Source organism: Pseudomonas sp. StFLB209 (assembly GCF_000829415.1).
Classification (GTDB): domain Bacteria; phylum Pseudomonadota; class Gammaproteobacteria; order Pseudomonadales; family Pseudomonadaceae; genus Aquipseudomonas.
Genome location: NZ_AP014637.1, coordinates 2,642,583 through 2,667,227, shown reverse-complemented (window position 1 = coordinate 2,667,227; position 24,645 = coordinate 2,642,583). Strand labels below are relative to the sequence as shown.

Below are 24,645 nucleotides of genomic sequence, written 5' to 3'. Positions count from 1 at the left end.
GCTTACACCTTAGCCACGAGTGGGCGGCCCAGCAGGCCCTGCGGACGGAAGATCAGGATCAGCACCAGCAGGCTGAAGCTGAACACGTCTTTGTAGTCAGAGTTGATCATCCCGGAGAACTGCGCCTCAGCCACGCCAAGAATCAGCCCGCCGAGCATCGCCCCCGGCAGTGAGCCGATGCCGCCCAGCACGGCAGCAGTGAATGCCTTGATGCCGATCACGAAGCCGGCGTAGAAGTCGAAGGTGCCGTAGTTCATGGTGATCAGCACACCGGCCAGCGCCGCCATGGCCGCACCGATGATGAACACATAGGAAATCACCCGATCAGTGTTGATGCCCAGAATCGAGGCCATCTTGCGGTCCTGCTGGGTGGCGCGGCACATCCGGCCCAGCTTGGTGCATTGGATGATGTAAGTCAGGATCGCCATGCCGGCAAAGGCGGCGATCAGGATAAAGATCTTGGTGTAGGTGATCTGCACGAAGCCGCTGCCGATCTCGAAACGCCAGGCGCCTTCGAGCAGGGTCGGTACGCCTTGCTGACGGGCACCCTGGCTGATCTGAGCGTAGTTCTGCAGAATCAGCGAAATACCGATGGCACTGATCAGCGGTGCCAGACGGGTCGAGTTACGCAGTGGCTTGTAGGCCACCCGCTCGATCACAAAGCCGTAGACCCCGGTGACCACAATGGTAAACACCAGGGTGCCGAGAATCAGTAAGGGAAAGGACTCAAGCCCAAAAAAGGCCAGCACCGCCAGACCGATGGCGGTCAGGTAGGCAGAGATCATGTACACATCGCCGTGGGCGAAGTTGATCATGCCGATAATGCCGTAGACCATCGTATAACCGATGGCGATCAGGCCGTAGACCGACCCGAGGGTCAGGCCGTTGACCATTTGTTGCAGGAAAATACCGTCCATCACGCACGCTCACACACTTGAAAGCCGCTCAGGGTCCTGCCCGCCGCGCCTCTAAAGGCGCAGCGAACAGGTGCAAAGGGAACAATCCAGGTCACCCCCGCAGGGTGCGAGGGTGTGGCGGGCCTGGATTACTTCTGCTGGTCCAGTTGCTTGTATTTACCGTTGGCGTCCCACTGGTAAACGACATAGTCGGAGGTTTTCAGGTCACCCTTGGTGTCCCACTCCTTCTTGCCCATCACCGTCTGCACCGGATTGGCCTTGAGCCACTCGGCGGCCTTGTCGCCCTTGTTGGCCTTGGCACCGTTGAAGCCGGCAGCCAGTGCCTGCACTGACGCATAGGCATACAGGGTGTAACCTTCAGGCTCGTACCCGGACTTGCGGAACTCGTCGACCACTGCCTTGCTGTCAGGCAGCAGACGCGGGTCGGCGCCGAAAGTCATGTACACGCCATCGACGTTTTTCGCACCGCCCGCAGTGGTGACCAGCTCGTCAGTAACGATACCGTCATCGGACATGAACTTGACATCCTTCAGGCCCTGCTCACGCAACTGGCGGACCAGCGGGCCGGCTTCGGGGTGCAGCCCACCGAAATAGACCACTTCAGCGCCAGTGGAGCGGATCTTGGTGACCAGCGCACTGAAGTCTTTTTCGCCACGGGTAAGACCTTCGTACAACACCTCTTTTACACCGCGCTTGGCCAACTGCGCACGGGTCGCATCGGCAAGGCCCTGACCATAGGTGTCTTTGTCATGGATAACCGCGACCTTCTTGGCCTTGAGCACGTCGACAATGTAGTCGCCGGCGACGATACCTTGCTGGTCGTCACGGCCACACATACGGAACATTTCTTTCAGGCCACGCTCGGTCACCGTCGGGTTGGTGGAGCCAGGGGTGATGGCGATTACGCCAGCATCGCTGTAGACCTCAGAGGCCGGAATGGTAGAAGACGAGCAAAAGTGCCCGACCACCCCCACGACCTTGTCCTGATCGACCAGGCGGTTGGCCACGGCCACGGCCTGCTTGGGTTCGCAGGCGTCATCTCCGGCCACCAGGACAATCTTCTCGCCATTGATGCCGCCTGCTTTGTTGATCGCATCGGCGGCCGCCTGGGCGCCCTTCATGTACTGCTCACCAAACGATGCATTAGCCCCTGTCATGGGCCCCGCAACGCCGATCTTCACGTCAGCCTGGGCAAAAGACGACACGCCCAATGCAGTTGCCACTGCGATTGCCAGAAAGCCTTTACGGTAGAACGTCTGCGACATGAGTGGTGCTCCTGAGGTTTTTTTAATTAGCACTGCAACTACGCCATAGGCTTGAGCAAGCCTCGTGCCATCATTTTTTTATTTTTCAAAAACTCACGATCCAGGGGACGTACGGTTGCTGATAATCCAGCAAACCAAGAGGTGCAACCCTCTGGATCAACGGGTTGCAACCACGCAACAAAAAAGCGCAACCAGAACGACAAAAAGCAGCAACCCCGCCCTCACACGAAGAGCAACCCAACTGTAACCGGCGCTGTCACCGAACTGCACACCGGCGGTGCGCGAACGCTACGGGACGCACCATTTTGAGATTAGTGGATTGTTAGCGTAACGCGGCAAAACCTTTCGACGGGTGTCGTCAGGCCGCCAGCCGCATGGGCAAAATCCAGCGGCTATTGATAAACCCTTGATCGACGGCGGGCAAACGAGGTTTGTGCCGAATGTCATTCCATTCGGGCATGAAGTTGCCTCAATGCTATGGAATCGCCCAGCAAGGCCTTCGCATTACGGCTCATCCCAGAAAACGGCATCTCTCAGACTGTCCAGACCACGCCCGGTCTGGAAAGAAAAAGGGCGCTCCAGGGTAGCCACTTCGCGGGTGCACTGCTGATGCATTCTTGAATAACGCAACACGGGATTGGCAATGTCCGATACATCAATGGATGTCAGAGTGAAGCTGATGTTCTCTACGCCATACATAGGAACAGCCCAGGCTCCCCAAGAGCGCTGTGGGGGCTCGAGTTGAAAATGTACCTGCAGCCGACCTTCGTTCAACAACCTGCGCAGGTCAGCATCCTCGATACTCAGTAAAACAGGCACTTTCATCAGCTGTTCGGGCATTGAAGGCCGCAAGGAGCGAACTTCACCGTACACGTTGGGTTTGCGCGCACCGGAAAACGCTGCACCCTCGATCCGCTCGATACTGGAGTAGGAGACCGACGTCGGACGCTGAAGCCTTAAAGTGACGGCGCATACTGCCCGCTCGCCTGTATCACCAGGCCGATAAGGTTTCAGGCTTTGCGGGTCCAGTAAGTTGACCGAAAAATGACCCAAGGTATTGAACGTCACCAAGCTCTTCATGCCCGCCATTGACAGCTTGCTGGCGACCTCCTCGATAGCGGTCTTGTCAGTCGTCAGGGACATACGAAAGTTGGCGTGCCGACGCGACTCGATCAAGCCGATGAGATAGCTCTTTATCGCCTCTTGCTGTTGAGCATCAAGAGCCCCTTGAACCATCTTGATATGCACAACACTCTGATCATCCCTGTCTCGCCTGATCTTCAGCGCGCCCGGCGCAATACCCATTTTCTCGAACTGATTGGCCAGTTGTGATTCATGAGAGCGGGCGGACGCCGACGGTAATACACGACCGTCGTGCGTGACCGGACCTGAAAAATTCAGGCTTATCCAGCGCTCTTGGCCTTTGCAACCGACCAGCATCAGCATGGGCAAGAGGATCAGACTTGTGAGCAGTTTCATCGGACTTCCTTTTCCTGATTGATCAACGCACAGATCCGGGACAGCCGAAACGAGCCATCAGACCAGACGCAGGCGCGTTTTATACGCGCCGCAGCCAAGGCCTTGAAAGCGAATCAGAAAAAATGGATGCATCCTATTTAAATAGGTAAAAAAGCCTACGGTGTTGATCGTCATTTCTGCATTGCCGAGCTGAGTGCATCGCTGACACACCTTTGAACAAAGCGCCCCACCAAATGCCGTTCGCTGGCATCATGATCGCCTCGACACACTCGCGACTCGAGTTGCCACATTCGCTGCCCGGTGATGTCGGATTGTTTTTCGCCTGGACCGCACCCTTTGAGCGGTCATGCTGGAGCTATCCCGATGAGCGAGAGCGCTTTCTCCGAGAGCATCGTGCAAAACCTGATCGACACCGATTTCTACAAGCTCACCATGATGCAGGCGGTGTTGCATAACTATCCCAATGTGGATGTGGAGTGGGAGTTCCGCTGCCGCAATGGCGAGGATCTGCGCCCGTACCTGCCTGAAATCGAACGGCAGATCGAGCGGCTGTGCAATCTGTCGCTCGGCAAGGAGCAACTGGGCTTTCTGGAGCGCATCAGTTTTCTGAAACCGGACTTTCTGCGCTTTCTGGGCCTGTTTCGCTTTAACACCCGCTATGTAGACGCCAGCATCGAAGACGGTGAATTGCGCATTCGGCTGCACGGCCCCTGGCTGCACGTGATCCTGTTCGAGGTGCCACTGCTGGCCATCGTCAGCGAGGTGCGCAACCGCCACAAGCATCCAGACATCCTGCTCGCTCAGGCCAGCGATCATCTGTACGCCAAGTTCGACTGGCTCAAGGCCAATGCCAGTGCCGAAGAACTGGCCGAGTTCAAGGTCGCTGACTTCGGTACCCGGCGACGCTTCTCCTATGCCGTGCAGGAAACTGTGGTCCAGGCCCTCAAGGATGATTTTCCCGGACAGTTCGTCGGCACCAGTAATGTGCACCTGGCCCAACAAAAAGACATCAAACCGCTGGGCACCATGGCTCATGAGTGGATCATGGCCCACCAACAACTCGGCCCGCGACTGATCGACAGCCAGAGCGCCGCCCTGGATTGCTGGGTGCGTGAGTACCGCGGCCTGCTGGGCATCGCCCTGACCGACTGCATCACCACCGATGCCTTCCTGAACGATTTCGATCTGTACTTCGCCAAACTGTTTGACGGTTTGCGTCACGACTCGGGTGATCCGGTACAGTGGGGCGAAAAATGCATAGCCCATTACCGCAAGCTGGGCATCGACCCGATGAGCAAGACGCTGGTGTTCTCAGACGGCCTGAGCCTGCCCAAGGCCTTGCAGATTTTCCGTGCCCTGCGTGGGCGCATCAACGTCAGCTTCGGCATTGGCACCAATTTGACCGCCGATATCCCCGGCGTCGCGCCGATGAACATGGTGCTGAAGATGACAGCCTGTGCCGGCCAGCCGGTGGCGAAGATTTCCGATGAGCCGGGCAAGGCCCAATGCAAGGATCCCAACTTCGTTGCCTACCTGCGCCACGTGTTCAAGGTGCCGACCATTGCCGGCGAGTGAGCCTTTCGATTTTCAACAAGGAGAGCCCCATGCAAGCCCTGCAACGCCAGATTGCCGAACAACTCAAGGTTCAGCCGCCGTTCGCCGATGAGGCAGCGCTGCAAGCCGACCTGACCCGCCGGGTCGAATTCATCAAGCAATGCCTGCGTAATGCGCGGCTCAAGACCCTGGTACTGGGCATCAGCGGCGGCGTCGACTCACTGACCGCCGGCCTGATGGCCCAGCGCGCGGTGCGCGAGCTGCGTGAAAGCACTGGCGACAACGGCTACCGCTTCGTTGCGGTGCGTCTGCCTTACCACGTGCAACAGGATGAACACGAAGCCACCGCCGCCGTGGACTTCATCAACCCGGACGAGCGTCACACCGTGAACATCGCTCCAAGCGTCCAGGCGCTGGTCGCCGAGGTTCGGGCCTTCGATGCGCAGCACGCCGGTGCGGTGGACTTCGTGGTGGGCAACACCAAGGCACGCACCCGTATGGTGGCGCAATACACCATTGCTGGCGCATACCAGGGGTTGGTGATCGGCACCGACCACGCCGCCGAAGCGGTGATGGGCTTCTTCACCAAATTCGGTGACGGCGCTTGCGACCTGGCGCCTTTGAGCGGCCTGGTGAAAAACCAGGTACGGGCGATTGCCCGCAGCTTCGGTGCACCGGAGTATCTGGTGGAAAAAGTACCGACCGCCGACCTGGAAGACCTGGCACCGGGCAAGCCGGACGAAGCCTCGCATGGCGTGACTTATGTCGAGATCGATGCCTTCCTGCATGGCCAGCAGGTCAGTGAAGAGGCGTTCCGGATCATCAGCGAAACCTACGCCAAGACCGCTCACAAACGCGAACTGCCTTACGCGCCGTAACAGGCTGAACCAGCGAACTCATCCGCAACAGGGATGAGCTCGCCGGGCGGGTCACTTGAGGATCAAGTCGCCCTGCATCATCGCCACATGGCCGGGGAACGAGCAGAAGAACTTGTATTTTTCTGCGGCATCGAGCTTGGTCGCATCGAAGGTCAGCGATGTGGTTTCGCCGCCGCCGATCAGTTTGGTGTGGGCGATGATCCGCGCATCGCCCTCTTTGAGGTAATCCTTGTCGACCCCGGCGCCCATGCCGTCGGTGGCGATGCCCTGCACATCCGCCGCCTTGCTCAGCACCAGGTTATGGCCCATGACGTTCTTGGGCAGAGTGCCGACGTGCTTGAGTTCGACCGTGAACGTCTTGCAGCTCTTGTCGACGTCAATGGACTTGCTGGTGAACTGCATCATGTCGTTGGAATCGACAGTGGCCTTGCATTCGGCCGCCAGCAGTTGGCCGCTGGCCAGCGTCAGCAAAGACACGGCGAGAAGTTTGCGAATCATGGAAATCTCCTGAAAGGGTACTCGGTCTTGCTCCAAGACTGCCTGATAGACGGGCCGGTTCCAATGACCTGCGTCAACGTGCCTACCGCCGGGCACTATCGGTGCCATACAGACAATCAAACAGCCAGACGGCGGCCAGCCTACTAGGCTTGCGGCATCAAGTCATGGAGCCATCATCATGTCGGTAAGCGAACTGTTAAGCCGTGTTTTCGCCGCCTATGCCTGCGCTGCCAGCGCGCATTGTCCATACGACTCTCTCGACCAGCCATAGGTGCTGCGCTTTCGCGGTGAAGGACGAGGTAATGCCGATCAGTTAAGGTCGGCGCAATCTCTGTGGGAACGAGCTCGCTCGTGAAGAGGCCGGTAAAGTCACAGCATCTGCTGCGAATGCGCCGCTGTCTTCGCCAGCAACCGGAGCGCCGTTCGGCCTCGCCTACGCATTGCGCATCTGCGCTTCCTCCAGCGGCATCACGGTCACTCGCACTTCAGGGTCATGGCTGCCGCCGCCGAGGATGACGCCACGCAGCGGCGACACGTCGGAGAAGTCCCGGCCCCAGGCCAGAGTGATGTGTTCCAGCGCTGGCTGGATATTGTTGGTCGGGTCGAAATCGACCCAGCCTGACGCCGGGCAATACACCGAGACCCAGGCGTGGGAGGCGTCAGCGCCGATCAGGCGTGGCTGGCCAGGGGGTGGCTGGGTCAGCAGGTAGCCGCTGACGTAACGCGCCGCCAGGCCGCGTGAGCGCAGGCAGGCGAGCATCATATGAGCGAAGTCCTGACACACCCCGCGACGCCGCTCGAGCACCTCCAGCAGCGGCGTCGCCACTTGCGTGGCTTCGGCGTCGAAGGTGAATTCACGAAAGATCTTTTCCATCAGCGCCTGGGCCCCCTGCAGCACCGGCCGGCCGGGCGGGAAGCAATCGGCGGAAAATTCGGCAAAGGCCCGTTTGAGATGCACATAAGGCGACTCGAAACGGAAGCGGCAGGCATCCAGGCTGCCGGCATCCATCGGCCGGGCGCTGTAGCTCAATGCCGCGCAGGCCAGCTCCCATTCGCTGGACAGGCGAAAGTCCAGCTCCGGACGCGCCAGCACCTCGACCTGCAAGCGGGCGTTGATCTGTAGTTCATCGTGCGGGCGCTCGAACGCCAGCCGGGTGACCGGGTTACCGAACACATCCAGCTCGTCGCGACGCATGGTGGGTATCGGGCTGATGTCCAGATGCTGTTCAGTGCAGTGCTGCCAGCGATTGCTGCGCGGCCAGAGATGCGCCAGCTGCTGCGCCAATGACACCGCACTGTCATAGCGGTAATGGGTATCGTGGAAAATCTGGTAACGGGCACTCATCAGACGGACACCGTGCGCTGGCTGATATCATCGACATGGGCAAAATGGCGCAATGCCAGGCGATCGGACACCAGCCCGCTGGCATCGCCGACGCTTTGCAACAGCTCAGCCAGGGCGTCGAGTGCAGCCTGCACGCCGCTGTCGCCGAACAGCGGATTTTCCAGGTTGCCGAGGTCGACACTGGCCAGGCGCCTGGCCAGGTTCGCCAGGCTGTGATCACGCGGCGCGTCGAAGGCTTCGTTCAGCCGGCGCAGCGAGCGCGACACCTGTTTGAGCTGGAACAGCACGGCATGCGGGTTTTGCTCATCGAGCAGCAGCAGATCAAGGACCGGAATCAACTGCGGCACCGCCATGTAACGCGAGCGGTAGGTGATGCTGCTGTTGCCCAGTTCCAGCAGCCATTCCAGCGCGGCCTGATCCTTGACCGCTGCGCCACGCAGGTAGCCTGCCAGCGCAGTGCTGAGAAACCGCAAGCGCTCGATGCGCCGGCCGATCATCAGAAAGCTCCAGCCTTCATCACGGGTCATGTCGTCCAGGGCAAAGCCGGACAAGGCCGCCAGCGACATGACCAGACGGTTGAGAAAGTCCAGCAACTCGCCAAAGTCCGGCTCGGCGGTTTCCAGACTCTGAGCCTCTTGTTGCAGTTCGACCAGCGCCTGCCAGTTCTCCCTCGACAGCTTGCCGCGCACCTGCGAGGCCGCCCACTGCAAGCGCTGCAGGTTGGCGCGCAGGCTGAACACCCATTCCTTGCCCGCCAGCGCACTGAACAGTCGCTGCGGCAGGGTCTCGCCCTCCTCGGCATCGGGCAGCAAACCCAGACGCTCGGCCAGCTCCACCGCCGCTTGCAAGGCCAAGGGGTCGTCACCGTCGACATAGCGGGTCAGCATGATGCGCAACAACCGCGCGCTGTCGTCGCAGCGCTCACTGTAGCGACCGAACCAATAGAGGTTTTCCACCACCCGCGAAGGCAGGTAAGGATCGCGGCGGATCAGGTCATGCACACCGATCACCCGACGCCCCTTCCAGGGTTCGCTGGCCGGCGTACGCTCACCCAGCACCCAAGTGTCCTTGCTGGCCCCGCCGCGCTGCATCGAGACCGCATCGGCATTGGCCAGTGCTGCCACCCGGGTCAGCCCACCCGGCAGCACCCGATAGCCCATCGTATCCGCCACGGCGTAAAGCCGCATGCCGATGGCCCGCGCCTGCAGGCTCTGCCCATCGTCCTGCAATACCGGCGCCTGGGATAACTGCGCCAGTTCCTGGGCCACGTAGGCATAGGGCCGGGCCTGGATGCGCTGCGCCAGCGTATCACGCTGAGCCTCATCCAGATCGCGGCCAAGAATCGGGATAAAGCGCTGCGAAGGAAACGCCGGCTTGAACAGTAGCTCGGGCATCTTTTCCAGGGCCTGGGCCAGCACCGGTGGCTCGCCGCACCACCAGGTGGCAATCGACGGCAGGATCAATGGCTCGCCCAACAACCGCTCACTGATTTTCGGCAGAAAACCCAGTAACCCGGGCGACTCCAGCACCCCGCTGCCCAGCGCATTGGCCACCAGTACCTGGCCCTGACGCACCGCCTCCAGCAACCCCGGCACCCCCAGCGCAGAGTCGGTGCGCAGTTCCAGCGGGTCGCAGAAGTCGTCATCGAGACGGCGCATGATGGCATGCACCCGGCGTAGCCCACTGAGGGTCTTCAGGTAGACACGCGCATCACGCACGGTCAGGTCGCCGCCTTCGACCAGCGGATAACCCAGATGGCGGGCCAGGTACAGGTGTTCGAAATAGCTTTCGTTGAAGCGCCCCGGCGTCAGCACCACCACCAGCGGCGCCTCATCGCCAGCCGGCGCCTGACGGGCCAGGGTCTGTTGCAACGTGTCGAAAAAGCCGGTCAGGTGCCGGACCTTCATGTCACGGTAGCTGTCGGGCAACGCCCGGCCAACGATCTGGCGGTTCTCCAGAGCATAACCGGCCCCCGACGGTGCCTGGGTACGGTCGGCGGTCACCCACCAGCGGCCGTCGGGCGTGCGTGCCAGATCCACCGCATACATGTGCAGATAGGTGCTGTCTGGCGTCAACACACCCTGGCAAGGCCAGAGGAAGTTGTTATGGCCAAATACCAGCTCGGCAGGCAGCAGACCTTCGGCGATCAGGCGCTGCGGGCCGTACAGGTCGGCCAGCACCGCGTTGAGCAGGCGTGCGCGCTGGGCGATGCCGGCTTCGATATGGCGCCACTCGTCGGCGTCGATCACATGCGGCAGCAAGTCCAGCTCCCAAGGCCGGTCAGCGCCCTTGGGGTCGGCATAGACGTTGTAGGTGACGCCGTTTTCCTGGATCTGCCGGCTCAGCAATGCCTGGCGCTGCATCAACTGCGCCGGGCTGCTGCGTTGCAGTTGCTCGTGCAAACGGCGCCAGTGACTGCGCAACTGCCGCTGTTCATCGAGCATCTCGTGGTAGGTTCCCGATGAAAACGGGTAGCGATCGAGCAGATCAGGCATGCAGGTCTCGGCAGGCGACTATGAGGACTTCAGGTTAACTCACACGCGTTTCATTTGCGGTGTCGCCAGGCAGCCGGCGGTAAAGCCAGGCTGCCGTTCATGCTCAACTGCGGCGAACGGGTTGATGACGACGCATATCCAGCGTCATCGGCAGCTCGTCGCTAATGTTGAGCGGCGCCACACTGATCTTGCCCGGTGTATGACCGATTCGCTGAAAACGCGCCAGGCGTCGACTCTGCGCTTCATTGCCATTGACTGGCAAGGTCTCGAAGTTGCGGCCGCCCGGATGCGCGACATGATACTCGCAGCCACCCAACGAGCGCTGCATCCATGTATCGACCAGATCGAACACCAGCGGCGCGTGCACACCAATGGTCGGTTGCAGGCAACTGGCCGGCTGCCAGGCGCGATAGCGCACCCCGGCGACAAACTCCCCGGCCTGCCCGGTCGGTTGCAGCGGCACCGGTATACCGTTGCAGGTCAGCACGTAGCGCTGCGGCGCCAGCCCCTTGAGGTGTACCTGAACGCGCTCCAGTGACGAATCCACATAGCGCACAGCGCCGGAACCTGAGCCTTCCTCCCCCAGTACATGCCAGGGTTCCAGCGCCTGATGCAGTTGCAGCTCGATGCCATTGACCGCGTAGTCGCCCAGCTTGGGAAAGCGAAACTCCAGGTGTGCGGCGAACCACTCGCTCTTGAGCGGGTAACCGGCCTGGTTGAGTTCGGTGATCACATCCGCGAAATCCTGCTCGATGAAGTACGGCAGCATGAACCGGTCATGCAGCTCTGTACCCCAACGCGCCAAGCGTTGCGGCGCGTAGGGTTCACGCCAGAAACGCGCCACCAGTGCCCGCAGCAACAACTGCTGGGCCAGACTCATGCGGGCATGCGGCGGCATCTCGAAGCCGCGCAGTTCCAGCAGCCCCAGGCGACCGCTGCTGCTGTCCGGCGAATAGAGCTTGTCGATGCAGAACTCCGCCCGATGAGTATTGCCCGTCACATCGATAAGCAGGTTACGCAGCAAGCGATCGACCAGCCACGGCGCGACGTCTTCACCCGGTGCCGGGAACTGGGCAAAGGCGATCTCCAGCTCGTACAGCGAGTCATTGCGCGCTTCGTCGATGCGCGGCGCCTGGGAGGTCGGGCCGATGAACAGCCCCGAGAACAGGTAAGACAGCGAGGGGTGGTTGTGCCAGTAGCTGATCAGGCTGCGCAGCAGATCGGGGCGGCGCAGGAACGGCGAGTCTGCCGGGGTAGCGCCGCCCAGCACGAAGTGATTGCCACCCCCGGTGCCGACATGCCGGCCGTCAATCATGAACTTCTCGGTGGTCAGCCGCGTCAGGCGTGCTTGCTCGTAGAGAAAGCCGGTGCGCTCGACCAGCTCGCTCCAGCTCGCCGAAGGCTGAACATTGACCTCGATGACCCCAGGATCGGGGGTGATCCTGAAGTTCGCCAGCCGCGGGTCGCCGGGCGGCTCGTAGCCTTCCAGCAACACCGGGCATTTGAGCTCTTCGGCGGTGGCCTCGATCACCGCCACCAACGCCAGATACTCTTCGAGCTTCTGCAGCGGCGGCATGAACAGATACAGGCGCCCGTTGCGGGCCTCGGCGCACAGCGCGGTACGGGTCAGCCAGTCGGCCGACTCATCAATGAGCGGCGCATGCTCATTCTCCTGGCTACCAGACAGCGCAGGCTCATCGGCAAGTTCAGCCAGCTCGGCAAACGGCTGGTTCGGGTCTTCAGGATGGATAAACGGATACTCGGCCGCGCTCACCCAGGGCTGCGAAGCCAGCGGCAAACGGTAGCCCAGCGCCGAGTCACCCGGCACCAGACGGCAATGCTGGCCGCGCAGATACCAGCGCCCGCTCTGCCAATGCTTGCCGTCCGCGGTGCGGGCCAGTGGCAACACCTGGCCGACCACCTTGTCCAGCCCCTGAGTGAATACCTTGCGCAGCCGGGCGCGCTCTAGCTCATCGTCCAGCCGTGAGTCTTCAGCGCTGACATTGACCGGCAACTGCCCTTCACGCCAGAGGTAGTAAAGGTTGTCTTCATAAGCCGCAAACACGAAGCGCGGGGCTACGCCCAAGCGCTCGGCGACACTGGCCAGAAAGCGCCCGGCCAGCTCGCTGTCGGCGCCATGGTCGCGGTTTTCATCAGCGATCAGCGCCGGGTTGCGCCACACCGGCTGGCCGTCCTTGCGCCAGAAGCAGTTCAGCGACCAACGCGGCAATTGCTCGCCGGGGTACCACTTGCCCTGCCCGAAATGCACCAGTGACTGCGGCGCGTAATGCTCACGCAGGCGCTGGAACAGTTCAGCCGACAGACGCCGCTTGTTCGGCCCCAGGGCTGCGGTGCTCCACTCCTGACCATCACGGTCGTCAATCGACACGAAGGTCGGCTCGCCGCCCATGGTCAGGCGCACATCACCTTCTTGCAGGTCGTGATCGATCTGTTCGCCAAGGGCCAGAATTTCGGCCCATTGCTCATCGCTGTAGGGCTGGGTGACCCGCGGCGCTTCCCAGATCCGCTGCACTGACATGCTGTGGCTGAACTCGCTTTCGCACGGCTCCAGAACCCCGCTGATTGGTGCCGCCGAGGAAGGCTCGGGGCTGCACGCCAGTGGAATATGCCCTTCGCCCGCCAGCAAGCCCGAGGTCGCATCCAGGCCGACCCAGCCCGCGCCTGGCAGGTACACCTCGCACCAGGCGTGCAGATCGGTGAAATCGACATCGGTGCCCGACGGCCCGTCGAGGGCCTGGACGTCAGCCTTGAGCTGGATCAGGTAGCCCGAAACGAAACGCGCTGCCAGGCCTAAATGACGCAGCAGTTGTACCAGCAGCCAGGCCGAGTCGCGGCACGAGCCCGAGGCATTCTCCAGGGTTTGTTCAGGGGTCTGTACACCAGGCTCCATACGGATCAGGTAGCTGATGTCAGCGTGCACGCGCTGGTTGAGCGCCACCAGAAAGTCGATGCTTGCCAACGGCTCACGGCTGATGCCGTCAAGATAGGCGGCAAACTTCGGCGTCAGCGGCAGCTTTTCCAGAAACGAGCTCAGCTCGCGCTGCTCATCAGCGCTGTAGGCGAACGGGATCTTCTCGGCATATGGCTCAAGAAAGAAGTCGAACGGGTTGAACACCACCATTTCCGCGACCAGATCGACCTCGATACGCAGTTCGCGGGTCTTCTCGGGAAACACCAGACGGGCCAGGTAATTGCCCTGCGGGTCCTGTTGCCAGTTGATGAAGTGCTCTTGCGGTTGCACCTTCAGGGAGTACGAGAGGATCCGCGTGCGGCTGTGCGCCGCCGGGCGCAGGCGAACCACCTGCGGCCCCAGAGCAATAGGGCGCTCGTAACGGTAATGGGTAACATGGTGCAAGGCGATGTGAATCGACACGGCGAGCCTCCTGCGAGCCTGGACAGTCCCTGGGCCGCGCAAGACTTATGCCATCGTCGGCATGCACGACGCCCGAGGCGTGGGTGATGGCTAGTCAGTCAAGCAGAGCACCAGGATTACGCCACACCATGCTCTGAATAGGGGTGGATGCACAAGAACGGAGCCGAAATAAAAACGCCAACCCGAAGGTTGGCGTGTTCATTTAGCGCGGCAGCACGGGCTGACGGGCCGGCTTCTTGCCGCCCTTCTTGTTGGCCTGGGCGCGCTCGCGCGCGGCTTCCTTGTGGCGGGCTTCGGCGGCGGCCTTGGCCTGCTCGCGCTTGTCCCACGGCTTGCTGCCATCGCTGCCACGCGGTGGCAGGCCGGTGTGCTGGGTCAGGATCTTGCCACCACCGTTCCCGGTCGCGCTGCCCTTGCCCACCTTGTGGCTGCCCGACGGCGTGGAGTTCTTGCGCCGGGCACTCTGGTAGCTGTCGGTGGCCGGCTGATGCAGCGGAATCAGTTGATCCTTGCCCGGCCCGATCAGGTCGCTACGCCCCATGCGCTCCAGCGCCTCGCGCAGCATCGGCCAGCCTTTGGGGTCGTGATAGCGCAGGAACGCCTTGTGCAGACGGCGCTGCTCATCGCTCTTGACGATGTTCACCCCTTCACTCTTATAGGTGACCTTGCGCAGCGGGTTCTTGCCCGAGTGGTACATCGCGGTAGCCGAAGCCATCGGCGACGGGTAGAACGCCTGTACCTGGTCGGCGCGGAAGCCGTTGCGCTTGAGCCACAGCGCCAGATTCATCATATCTTCGTCGGTGGTGCCGGGGTGGGCCGCGATGAAGTACGGAATCAGGTACTGCTCCTTGCCCGCTTCTTTCGAGAACTTCTCGAACATGCGCTTGAAGCGGTCGTAGCTGCCGATGCCCGGCTTCATCATCTGGTTGAGCGGACCTTCCTCGGTATGCTCCGGGGCAATCTTCAGGTAACCGCCGACGTGGTGGGTTACCAGCTCCTTCACATACTCCGGCGACTCCACGGCCAGGTCGTAACGCAGGCCCGAGGCAATCAGAATCTTCTTCACCCCCGGCAACGCGCGAGCACTGCGGTACAGCTGGATCAGCGCAGAGTGATCGGTATTGAGGTTCGGGCAGATGCCCGGGAACACGCACGATGGCTTGCGGCACGCGGATTCGATTTCCGGGCTCTTGCAGGCAATGCGGTACATGTTGGCGGTCGGCCCGCCGAGGTCGGAAATCACCCCGGTAAAGCCTGGCACCTTATCGCGGATCTCTTCGATTTCGCGGATGATCGACTCGTGGGAGCGGTTCTGGATGATCCGCCCCTCGTGCTCGGTGATCGAGCAGAAGGTGCAGCCACCGAAGCAGCCACGCATGATGTTCACCGAGAAACGGATCATCTCGTAGGCAGGAATCTTCTCCTTGCCGTACGCCGGGTGCGGTACTCGCGCATAAGGCATGCCGAACACGTAGTCCATTTCTTCGGTGGTCATCGGAATCGGTGGCGGGTTCAGCCAGATATCCGTGTCGCCATGCTTCTGCACCAGCGCCCGCGCGTTGCCGGGGTTGGTTTCCAGGTGCAGCACGCGGTTGGCGTGGGCGTAGAGCACCGGGTCGTTGCGCACTTTCTCGAAGGACGGCAGACGGATCACGGTCTTGTCGCGGGTCATGCGCGGGCTTTCGAGGATCTGCACGACCTTGGCTTCGTTGGGGTCCTCGACCTCGCCCTTGGCCTGCTCGATGGCGCAGGCCTGGGTGTCCTGAGTGTTCACATAGGGGTTGATGATCTTGTCGACCTTGCCCGGCCGGTCAATGCGGGTCGAGTCGACTTCATACCAGCCTTTGGGGGTATCACGGCGCACGAACACAGTGCCGCGAATATCGGTGATGTCTTCGATCTTCTCACCCCACGACAGGCGCTGGGCCACCTCGACCACGGCGCGCTCGGCGTTGCCGTACAGCAGGATATCGGCGCAGGCATCGACCAGGATCGAATGCCGCACTTTGTCCTGCCAGTAGTCATAGTGGGCAATGCGGCGCAGCGAAGCCTCAATGCCGCCGAGGATGATCGGCACATGCTTGTAGGCTTCCTTGCAGCGCTGGCTATACACCAGGCTGGCGCGGTCCGGACGCTTGCCGGCCATGCCGCCGGGCGTATAGGCGTCATCGGAACGGATTTTCTTGTCCGCCGTATAGCGGTTGATCATCGAGTCCATGTTGCCCGCTGCAACGCCGAAAAACAGATTCGGCTCGCCAAGCTTCATGAAGTCGTCCTTGGACTGCCAGTCAGGCTGGGCAATGATCCCGACGCGGAAGCCCTGAGACTCCAGCAGCCGGCCAATGATCGCCATGCCGAAGGAGGGATGATCGACATAAGCATCACCGGTAACGATGATGATGTCGCAGGAATCCCAGCCCAGTTGATCCATCTCTTCCCGGCTCATCGGCAGGAAAGGCGCTGGTCCGAAACATTCGGCCCAGTACTTGGGATAGTCAAATAACGGCTTGGCTGCTTGCATGGCGGTGCCCAGTCTCGGAGTGCAGGAAAATCGCGGGCGCGGAATATAGCACAAATTTTGACCACATCCGACGGTAATGGTCGGATTTGTCAGCTTGTTTGGGGTTGCTGCGCACCCGGCAAAGCTTCGCGTTTTTATATGACAGCCGGGCCGGTGTGGAACACCAGGCCGACAAGCTGTCACCAGAACAAAGTGCCGGCAGGATCAATCATCGTCGAACTGATAACTGCCCGGCGCGAGGTTTTCGAAGCGGGTGTATTTACCGATGAACGCCAGCCGTGACGTGCCGATCGGGCCGTTACGCTGTTTGCCGATGATGATTTCCGCAACCCCCTTGAACTCGGTCTCCGGGTGGTAGACCTCATCGCGGTAGACGAACATGATCACGTCGGCGTCCTGCTCGATCGCTCCGGATTCACGAAGGTCGGAGTTGATCGGGCGTTTGTTCGGCCGTTGCTCCAGAGAGCGGTTGAGCTGCGACAGGGCGATGACCGGGCAGTTGAATTCCTTGGCCAGTGCCTTGAGGGAGCGGGAAATCTCGGAGATTTCGTTGGTCCGGTTCTCGCCGCCGGCACCTGGAATTTTCATCAACTGCAGGTAGTCGATCATGATCATGCCAATATCGCCATGCTCGCGGGCGACGCGCCGGGTTCGGGCGCGCATTTCCGACGGGCTGATGCCTGCGGTATCGTCGATGAACAGCTTGCGGTCGTTGAGCAGGTTGACTGCCGAGGTCAGACGCGGCCAGTCATCATCGTCCAGTTGCCCGGAGCGGATCTTGGTCTGGTCGATACGCCCCAGCGATGACAGCATCCGCATCATCAGCGATTCGCCTGGCATCTCCAGCGAGTAGACCAGCACGGCCTTTTCGCTGCGCAGCACGGCGTTTTCGACCAGGTTCATGGCAAAGGTGGTCTTACCCATCGATGGACGACCGGCAACGATGATCAGGTCGGCCGGCTGCAGCCCGCTGGTTTTGTCATCCAGATCGGTATAGCCAGTGGACAAGCCGGTGATCGCATTGTTGCTGTTGAACAGCGTGTCGATGCGGTCGATGGCGCGGGTCAGCAGGTCATTGACGCCGACCGGGCCGCCAGTCTTGGGACGCGCCTCGGCGATCTGGAAGATCTGCCGCTCGGCCTCGTCGAGAATTTCCTCGGCAGTGCGGCCTTCAGGGTTGAACGCGCTGTCGGCGATATCGTTGCTGATACCGATCAGTTGCCGCAGGGTCGCACGCTGGCGGACGATCTGCGCATAGGCCTTGATGTTGGCCACCGACGGGGTGTTCTTGGCCAGCTCACTGAGGTAGCCAAGGCCACCGACCTGAGAGGTCTGGCCTTCCTTGTCGAGTTGCTCTGACAGGGTCACGACGTCAATCGGCAGGTTCTGATCGGCCAGCCGGGCAATGGCCCGGAAGATCAGGCGGTGGTCATGTCGATAGAAATCGCCATCGGATACTTGATCGAGCACACGCTCCCAGGCGTTGTTGTCCAGCATCAGACCACCCAGCACAGCCTGTTCGGCCTCGATGGAATGCGGCGGCACCTTGAGGGCAGCGGTTTGCAGATCGTATTGCTCGGGGGCGGAAATGTCGTTCATGGCCACTGGAATTAGTAGTTACTCATTTCAGAAAGACAAAGGGCACGACCTGTAAACAGGATCGTGCCCGATGTTAATCCTCTGGCGGGCCAGCCGCCAGAGCATCACGTACTGCTTACGCAGCCACCACGACAACGCGAACGGTCGCATCAACGTCGCTGTGCAGGTGCACGGCAACGTCGTACTCGCCGACGTTACGGATGGTGCCGTTCGGCAGACGAACTTCGCTCTTGGCAACTTCAACGCCGGAGGCGGTCAGTGCGTCAGCGATGTCGTGGGTGCCGATCGAACCGAACAGCTTGCCTTCGTCGCCAGCGGTGGCAGTGATGGTCACTTCCAGCTCGGCCAGTTGGGCAGCGCGGCTTTCAGCCGAAGCTTTCTTGTCTGCAGCCAGTTGCTCCAGCTCAGCACGACGCTCTTCGAACGCAGCCAGGTTGGCTGGGGTCGCAGGGGTGGCTTTGCCGTAAGGCAGCAGGTAGTTACGACCGTAGCCGGCCTTAACGTTTACTTTGTCGCCCAGGTTGCCCAGGTTGGCGACTTTTTCCAGAAGGATCAGTTGCATGTGGAAATCCTCTAAACTTTTAACCTTCACCGTTCGCAGGACCGTTACCGGCGTCTTTCGACCCCCGGCGGCCGCGAAAATCAATCAGGCTGTCGACAATGGCCAGAACCACGAGCAACGGATAGATCAGTTGCATGAATAACAGCAGCGCGACATACATCCCCACCAGCCAGAATTTGCCAAGACGCTTTTCAGCGACCAGGCCATGAACCAGTGCCAGCCCTGCAAAGACCAGCGGCACGCTGCACAGAGGTGTCAGCATGGCCATGTGGGGACCGAAATTCGGCCCGACCAGCATGGCAACCACCAGTACCAGCATCGGTATTGGCGACAGTCTCACGGCACGAAATTCGCGCCCGAAACCGCCAGGGTTGTACAACAACGCTTGCCAGTAACGCCCCAGCATCAGGGTCAGCACACTGACGATCTGCAACAAAGCCGCTATCAGGCCATTGAGTACCGGTGCAATCAGGGATCCCAGACGGGCCCGCTCTTCTACGCTCATTTGCTCGTAGAGGCCGGCGAGCATTGTCGGCAGGTGTTTCTGAATCTCCTGCGACAACAGCTCGATAGGTTCGCGGAATACCGCTCCCAGGATCACTGCATACATCAGTCCCCACGCCACACTGGCGAGTAACACACGGGCCCAGGACTCGCTGGCACGCAAAACCATTGCCAGGCCGAGCGATCCGACCAACACCATGGCGGTGCGCGGTTCGCCGAAATACCACCAGGCCAAAGCCGGCAGCAGAGCCCAGGCCAGGATGCCGGCGGCATCGCTGAACCCGCGTCGCAGAAGCACCAAGCATCCTGCGGCAGCACTCAACCAGAACAGCAGCGGCAATGCCGCACATCCGACCACCACGAAGGTGGCCTGCATACGGCCGCGCATGATCAATTCAGCCAAGGCACGCATGCGATCTATCCCTTGTTACGCTTGTCGACGACCCGGTCTCAGCGGCCGTGGCTGTCGGTGTAAGGCAGCAAGGCCAGGAAGCGGGCGCGCTTGATAGCGGTGGCCAGCTGACGCTGATAGCGAGCTTTGGTACCGGTGATACGGCTTGGAACGATTTTGCCGGTTTCCGATACGTAGGCTTTCAGAGTGTTGAGATCTTTGAAATCGATCTCTTTCACGTCTTCAGCGGTGAAGCGGCAGAATTTACGACGACGGAAGAAACGTGCCATTTAATAGGCTCCTCAAAAGGTCCGTGGATTACTCGTCAGCGCTATCGCTAACGTCGCTGTTGTCGCTGTCGTCGCCATCGGCGCTGTCAGCGTGCTCAGGACGATCGCGACGCTCACGGCGCTCGCTGCGGTTTTCTTCAGCCTTGAGCATCTCGGACTGGCCGGTAACAGCTTCGTCACGACGGATGACCAGGTTACGGATCACGGCGTCGTTGTAACGGAAGTTGTCTTCCAGTTCGGCCAGAGCCTTGCCGGAGCATTCAACGTTCAGCATCACGTAGTGAGCCTTGTGAACGTTGTTGATGGCGTAGGCCAGTTGACGACGGCCCCAGTCTTCCAGGCGGTGGATCTTGCCGCCGTCTTCTTCGATCAGCTTGGTGTAACGCTCGACCATGCCGCCGACTTGTTCGCTCTGGTCCGGGTGAACCAGAAAGATGATTTCGTAATGACGCATGAATGCTCCTTACGGGTTGTAGCCTGCCGCTTGCGCGGTCAGACAAGGAGTGAATGACTCGTTCTGATCTTGCTCGTCACAGGCGCATGAACGCCTGCCATGACAGCAAGGGGCGCAATTGTAGAGAAGCGCCAGAAGCGGCGCAAGGACATTGGTGATTATTTGAGCAACGCACCCCGACGCACCCCGATTACGGGTCAATCTGCTTTTTACCGCTCGCGATAGCCGTTGCGCTCCTGCCAGAATGACTCGTTCGGCCAGCGCTGCTCACGCCGATAGTGATAACCGATTTGCCTCAGATAGGCTTGGCGAACGCTGTGCAACACCGACACATAAGACTCCGCGGCCTGCAACTGGCCTTGCAAGGCCTTGTCCACCGCCTCGGCACCGCGCAAAGCGGTATAGAGGGCATTGAACAGTCCCTGGGACGACAACGGGTCGAATGCCAGCGCCGCATCACCCACGGCCAGCCAGCCATCGCCGGACCACTGCCGCAACTGGCCGCCACTAGCATCGCAGGCACGCGGCAGGCTCCACTGGCTGTCCAGGCACGACCGCAGGTGCCGGGTGCCCTCCAACTGCTCCAGCCAGGCCCGCCGGCAGCCCTGTATCGCCGCCGCGTGATCGGCACAGGTGTGCAAGGCAGCCACACACCGACCGTCAGGCAACGACGCCCGATACCACCACCCCTTGTCCACAGACTCGATCAGCGTGCGCCGGTCGCGATTATCGCTCTGCGCCCAAGCATACACCGCTACCAACGCCTGATCCCTGACCCGTCCAACCCCCAGACGCCTTGCCACAATCGAAGCCCTGCCACTGGCATCAATCAGCCAGCGTGCAGTAATGCTTTTGTGCGCCCACTGCAGTTGCCAGCCGTCCGTACTACTGCTGACCCGCCCAAGACGCTCACGCCACCATTGAACGCCTGCCAAAAGGGCCGCTTCGCGCAGTAGCTCATCAAAGCGGGCACGATTCAGGTGCCACCCTGCCCCATGCGGATCGACCATGAAATCATGCGTGAGCAAGTGCGCTCCCCCCCAGGCCGAGCGATTGCCGATACAAGCCTGCGGCAGGCTGCGTTCCAGGTGCTCCAAAAGCCCAAGGTCACGCAGCAATGGCCGCGCCGCACCCGGCAGGCTTTCACCTACGCGCGGCACCTCGGGCACCGGGCCTATCAACACCACCCGGTACCCGCACAACGCCAACTGCCGCGAAGCTACCGCTCCAGCCGGGCCAGCACCGATCACGGCAACATCGATCGCCGTCAACGCTTGAAAATCCGGCAGAACTCTTCGTATTGCTCGACACTGTCCCAGCCCGCCAGAATCAGGCTTTGCAGCTCATCACCAAAGGCGCCCTGTGCAGCGGCGGCCGAAATCGCCACCGGCAATCGACCCGAGGCCGCGCTGGCTGCAGATCGGCGCTCGATTTCGACATGCATGACAGCTGGAAAGTCCTCGTCATCGACAATACCCGGACGAGCCTCCACAACACCCAACACGCCGACATCTGCAACCACCGTCATGGCCTGATCGATAAACCTCTTCGGCAGTTGACGTCCCCAGTGAGCCCTTTTGTTGAACAACGCCAAGCGCTGCTCACGCGGCAGCGATTCATCAATGACCAGATTGTAATCGGCCTCACTCAAAACCTGGTTCGGCACTTGCGCAGGCCAGAAAGTCGGCAGGTAGGGGTCATAGTCCTTGTCATAGCCAGAGCGACAACCCACCGCATCGACCTGCCAGGGCAACGCCATCCAGCGACTCAGCCCCCCAGGAGGCTGGGCATGCAAAGGCCCCTCGGCACTCAAGGCCTTTTTCTGATCCAGCACCAGTCCATACTCGGGCACGGGCTGACCATCCGGTAGAGCCTTGATACGGAATGGCGCGCGATAGATCGAAGCGTGGCGCATCGGCCAGCTCAATTCGATACCAGGGTGAAACGCATCGGCCACGCAAAAATGCAGCGCCGCCTGATCGAGCATCGCCGGCTGCATGGCCACTGGCAACCTGTCGAAGGAGGCTACCGGAGCAGGCTCTGCCTGCCAGTCATTGATGAAGTCTCCAGCAACCCAGCGCTTCAATATGCTGCTGCGACCCGCTGATAGCGCCAGATGATTACCGGGCAAGTCCTCATCGCCACCAAAAGTATCCCCGTATAGCCAGGGCCAGGTGCGCTGTTCGTGAACACTGTTGTCAGCCGCGCGAAAAGCGTTGAACACTGTACGCCGCAGATGGCTGTAGGTTTCGTCAGTCAGGGACAATTTGGCCAGCAGTTTTCGATTGGTGAAATCCATCGGCGCGCCATAACCGTACAGGCTGGCGAAGCCTTTGTTGACCCATTGCAAGCCGCTCAAACGTTGCAGCACTGGCAAGACATCGCGCTGAAAAGAGACCGTCTCGACAGGCTGCATCCAGCCACAATCGATGTAGGTGTCGACCAGCAGATCATAGAGCGTTCGCCAACCGACCACATGAGGCGCGAAGCTGGGTTGTGCGGCAACGACCCATGCCGGCTCCACCGGCAGGGACTTGCCATTGAGCACGACCGTGGCGCTGACCGGGCCGTCGGACGTGTCATCGAACCACTCGCTGGCATTGGCAAAGCTGCCCTGCTCATCCTTATCGTAAATCAGTTTGCCGGTGGGCGACGCAGACTGCGCAAAACCGCCCAACACCAGCAAGCGCCCGTCTGAGTCGGTGCGCAGCTCACCCAACGGAACTTTGCCCCCCATGAATTGGCCGGTGTCAAACTGATAATCCTGACCGCTACGATTTTTACCACTGATGGACCGGGCGCCAGGGTCGATGACCAGCGCCTCTCGCTCAGCACCGGCGATATGATCGTTGCGCAGCTTCATTTCCAAGTCCCCGGCCTCAGGAAGATCCATCGCCATCTCGAACCTGTACCACTGGGCCTTGCGATTAGCCAGGTGTACCTGCCAGTCGATCTGTGCCTGGGCGGCGGTGAGTTCTGCTACCACCCGGTCATTGGCGTCATAACCATAAATGCGAAAGCGTGCGGCCTGGCGCATCAATGCGCCTGTGTCGTCGCGCGCATCGCCCAGCACACCGCTGCCGAGCTCCAGAGTTTCAGGCCCGATGAAAAAACCATCGGCTTCCAGGCTGCTACCAAGCCGGGCGATGCCGATTCCCGGGTGAATCACGGCTCGTACAATAGTTCCGAGATCGGGTGCTGATGTTTCTTCGCGAGTCGTATTGCTGTTATCCATCGTGTCCATCCTTGAACGGAGTGTCGTAGAAAAGGGTTATTCAAGCAGCGTGGGCCTGGGAAGCTGTGGCTCACCCAGCGTTTGTCCGTTGTAGTTTCTGCGCACGCTTGCCGAGGCCTGATAAATCACTTTTCTAGCCTCGGCGATGCTGCCGACCGGCTCATGCTCCTTGAGGGTCCGCCACGGGTTGTAGGCAAGTGCCTCGCCATATTCGGTCTGGCTGCGCGCATCAATGTCCTGCATGGGCAATGTCAGGGTGGCCACGTGCACAGCAGGCATTGCAGCTTCATCCCACAGCGCCATGGCATCGTCTACGGGCGCGGTCTCGCTCGACGTCCAGTGCTGCACCATGAAATGCAAGCGCGCCTCGCCTGTCGCCAGCCGTTTGCGCAGATCCTTGCGCAAGTAGCCGGGATCGGCATCGTCGGGCTCATCTGCCGGCGGCGCATACTCCGGCACGATCTTGTACTTGCAGTAGCCCGAGTCCCCAAAACGATAAGGGACCACACTCCAGAGCTCACTTAGCAGCACACTGGGTACGGCTTTTCTCATTGCATCGAGCTCCTTACGGGTTTCTGGATGCTCACGATCCCAGGCGTCGGGATCCCGAAAGAATTCGCACATGTCCCTGGCGGTCCTGACGAAGAACACCGGATGGTTTTGCAGCAGAAAGTCCAGGGTCGGCGTGTGCTCGTCCGGCGCCAAAGACTTGAGACCCGGCACATCGAACAGTTTGATACCTAACCCTACCGTCGCCTTGAAGTCCGGCTCGTCATCAGGGATATCGCAGGAATATCGGGCCCACGCCGGGTAGCTACCCGCCTTGGCAAACAGCCCGACGCGCAAGGATTCGGGAAGGTTGCCCAGCACGTCGAAGCGTCCATGAGCAACGCCATTGAGGCGCAGGAACACGGGACGTCGAACCGGGCACTGGCCCTGGCGAATGCGGGCTTTCTGGGTCTTTTCGATAAACAGGTATTCAAGACAGGCAATCGCCTCGTGGTCAGGGTCGTGTGACCCTGTGAACGCGACTTCGGATGCAGGCTCTTTCATGGCGAGATTCCTTCTCCAGGTGCATGGCACTTGATGTGTGCATGACTAATGGATAGGCGCTCGCCCTCTCGAAAACCAGTTTTCAGAGAAAAACAGATATGCCCTACAGCGAAAGAAGAAAAGCCTGCACGCGCCGGTAAATATTGCCCCTGAGATGTTTCATACGGGCAAAAAAATGCCCCGAACCAGTCGGGGCACTTTTATCAGGCCA

General features: G+C 60.6%; 18 protein-coding genes. 2 read left to right on the top strand and 16 right to left on the bottom strand.

Going from position 1 to position 24,645, the window contains the following annotated elements; genetic code table 11:
- Positions 1-2: 2 nt before the first annotated feature.
- The 3 genes from PSCI_RS12065 to PSCI_RS12055 all read right to left on the bottom strand — a co-directional run bounded on the left by PSCI_RS12065 (position 3) and on the right by PSCI_RS12055 (position 3,661).
- Complete coding sequence (locus PSCI_RS12065; protein ID WP_045486877.1) at positions 3-917, bottom strand: ABC transporter permease subunit; 915 nt, start codon at positions 915-917, stop codon at positions 3-5.
- Positions 918-1,045: 128 nt separating this feature from the next.
- Positions 1,046-2,182 carry a branched-chain amino acid ABC transporter substrate-binding protein gene (locus PSCI_RS12060; RefSeq protein WP_045486875.1) on the bottom strand — a complete coding sequence of 379 codons (1,137 nt, stop codon included), beginning with the start codon at positions 2,180-2,182 and terminating at the stop codon, positions 1,046-1,048.
- 504 nt (positions 2,183-2,686) lie between these two features.
- A complete protein-coding gene (locus PSCI_RS12055) occupies positions 2,687-3,661 on the bottom strand; it encodes a hypothetical protein (RefSeq protein ID WP_045486872.1) in 975 nt (324 codons plus the stop codon).
- A 363-nt stretch (positions 3,662-4,024) separates the two neighbouring features.
- On the opposite strand from PSCI_RS12055, the gene pncB reads away from it, so the two are divergent.
- Positions 4,025-5,236, top strand: coding sequence for a nicotinate phosphoribosyltransferase (pncB, locus tag PSCI_RS12050; protein WP_045486870.1), 1,212 nt, complete (start codon positions 4,025-4,027; stop codon positions 5,234-5,236).
- Between the two features lie 29 nt (positions 5,237-5,265).
- Positions 5,266-6,093: an ammonia-dependent NAD(+) synthetase gene (gene nadE, locus PSCI_RS12045; protein ID WP_045486867.1), complete on the top strand. Its 828-nt coding sequence runs from the start codon at positions 5,266-5,268 to the stop codon at positions 6,091-6,093.
- A 51-nt stretch (positions 6,094-6,144) separates the two neighbouring features.
- Here nadE and azu read toward each other — a convergent pair whose 3' ends face one another.
- The 13 genes from azu to PSCI_RS29615 form a co-directional block, all read right to left on the bottom strand.
- Complete coding sequence (gene azu, locus PSCI_RS12040; protein WP_045486865.1) at positions 6,145-6,591, bottom strand: azurin; 447 nt, start codon at positions 6,589-6,591, stop codon at positions 6,145-6,147.
- A gap of 433 nt (positions 6,592-7,024) precedes the next feature.
- Positions 7,025-7,936: a transglutaminase family protein gene (locus tag PSCI_RS12035; protein WP_045486862.1), complete on the bottom strand. Its 912-nt coding sequence runs from the start codon at positions 7,934-7,936 to the stop codon at positions 7,025-7,027.
- Positions 7,936-10,431: a circularly permuted type 2 ATP-grasp protein gene (locus PSCI_RS12030; RefSeq protein ID WP_045486859.1), complete on the bottom strand. Its 2,496-nt coding sequence runs from the start codon at positions 10,429-10,431 to the stop codon at positions 7,936-7,938. Before PSCI_RS12030 ends, PSCI_RS12035 begins: the two co-directional genes overlap by 1 nt.
- A 103-nt stretch (positions 10,432-10,534) precedes the next feature.
- Complete coding sequence (locus tag PSCI_RS12025) at positions 10,535-13,825, bottom strand: transglutaminase family protein (protein ID WP_045486856.1); 3,291 nt, start codon at positions 13,823-13,825, stop codon at positions 10,535-10,537.
- 202 nt (positions 13,826-14,027) lie between these two features.
- On the bottom strand, positions 14,028-16,346 hold the full coding sequence (locus tag PSCI_RS12020; RefSeq protein ID WP_045486853.1) for a YgiQ family radical SAM protein: 2,319 nt from the start codon (positions 16,344-16,346) through the stop codon (positions 14,028-14,030).
- A 204-nt stretch (positions 16,347-16,550) separates the two neighbouring features.
- Complete coding sequence (dnaB, locus tag PSCI_RS12015) at positions 16,551-17,945, bottom strand: replicative DNA helicase (protein WP_045486851.1); 1,395 nt, start codon at positions 17,943-17,945, stop codon at positions 16,551-16,553.
- Positions 17,946-18,060: 115 nt separating this feature from the next.
- On the bottom strand, positions 18,061-18,507 hold the full coding sequence (rplI, locus tag PSCI_RS12010; RefSeq protein ID WP_045486850.1) for a 50S ribosomal protein L9: 447 nt from the start codon (positions 18,505-18,507) through the stop codon (positions 18,061-18,063).
- A 19-nt stretch (positions 18,508-18,526) separates the two neighbouring features.
- Positions 18,527-19,423, bottom strand: a complete 897-nt coding sequence (locus tag PSCI_RS12005; protein WP_045486849.1) for a hypothetical protein — start codon at positions 19,421-19,423, stop codon at positions 18,527-18,529.
- A 38-nt stretch (positions 19,424-19,461) separates the two neighbouring features.
- Positions 19,462-19,692, bottom strand: coding sequence for a 30S ribosomal protein S18 (gene rpsR / locus PSCI_RS12000; protein ID WP_003249563.1), 231 nt, complete (start codon positions 19,690-19,692; stop codon positions 19,462-19,464).
- 28 nt (positions 19,693-19,720) lie between these two features.
- Positions 19,721-20,146, bottom strand: a complete 426-nt coding sequence (gene rpsF / locus PSCI_RS11995) for a 30S ribosomal protein S6 (protein ID WP_045486846.1) — start codon at positions 20,144-20,146, stop codon at positions 19,721-19,723.
- Between the two features lie 209 nt (positions 20,147-20,355).
- Complete coding sequence (locus PSCI_RS11990; RefSeq protein WP_144403238.1) at positions 20,356-21,417, bottom strand: tryptophan 7-halogenase; 1,062 nt, start codon at positions 21,415-21,417, stop codon at positions 20,356-20,358.
- Positions 21,414-23,315, bottom strand: coding sequence for a LodA/GoxA family CTQ-dependent oxidase (locus PSCI_RS29620; RefSeq protein WP_197540947.1), 1,902 nt, complete (start codon positions 23,313-23,315; stop codon positions 21,414-21,416). Before PSCI_RS29620 ends, PSCI_RS11990 begins: the two co-directional genes overlap by 4 nt.
- Before the next feature lie 102 nt (positions 23,316-23,417).
- The gene (locus PSCI_RS29615) at positions 23,418-24,434 is read right to left on the bottom strand and encodes a hypothetical protein (RefSeq protein WP_045486841.1); all 1,017 of its coding nucleotides are present in this window, start codon (positions 24,432-24,434) and stop codon (positions 23,418-23,420) included.
- Positions 24,435-24,645 lie beyond the last annotated feature (211 nt).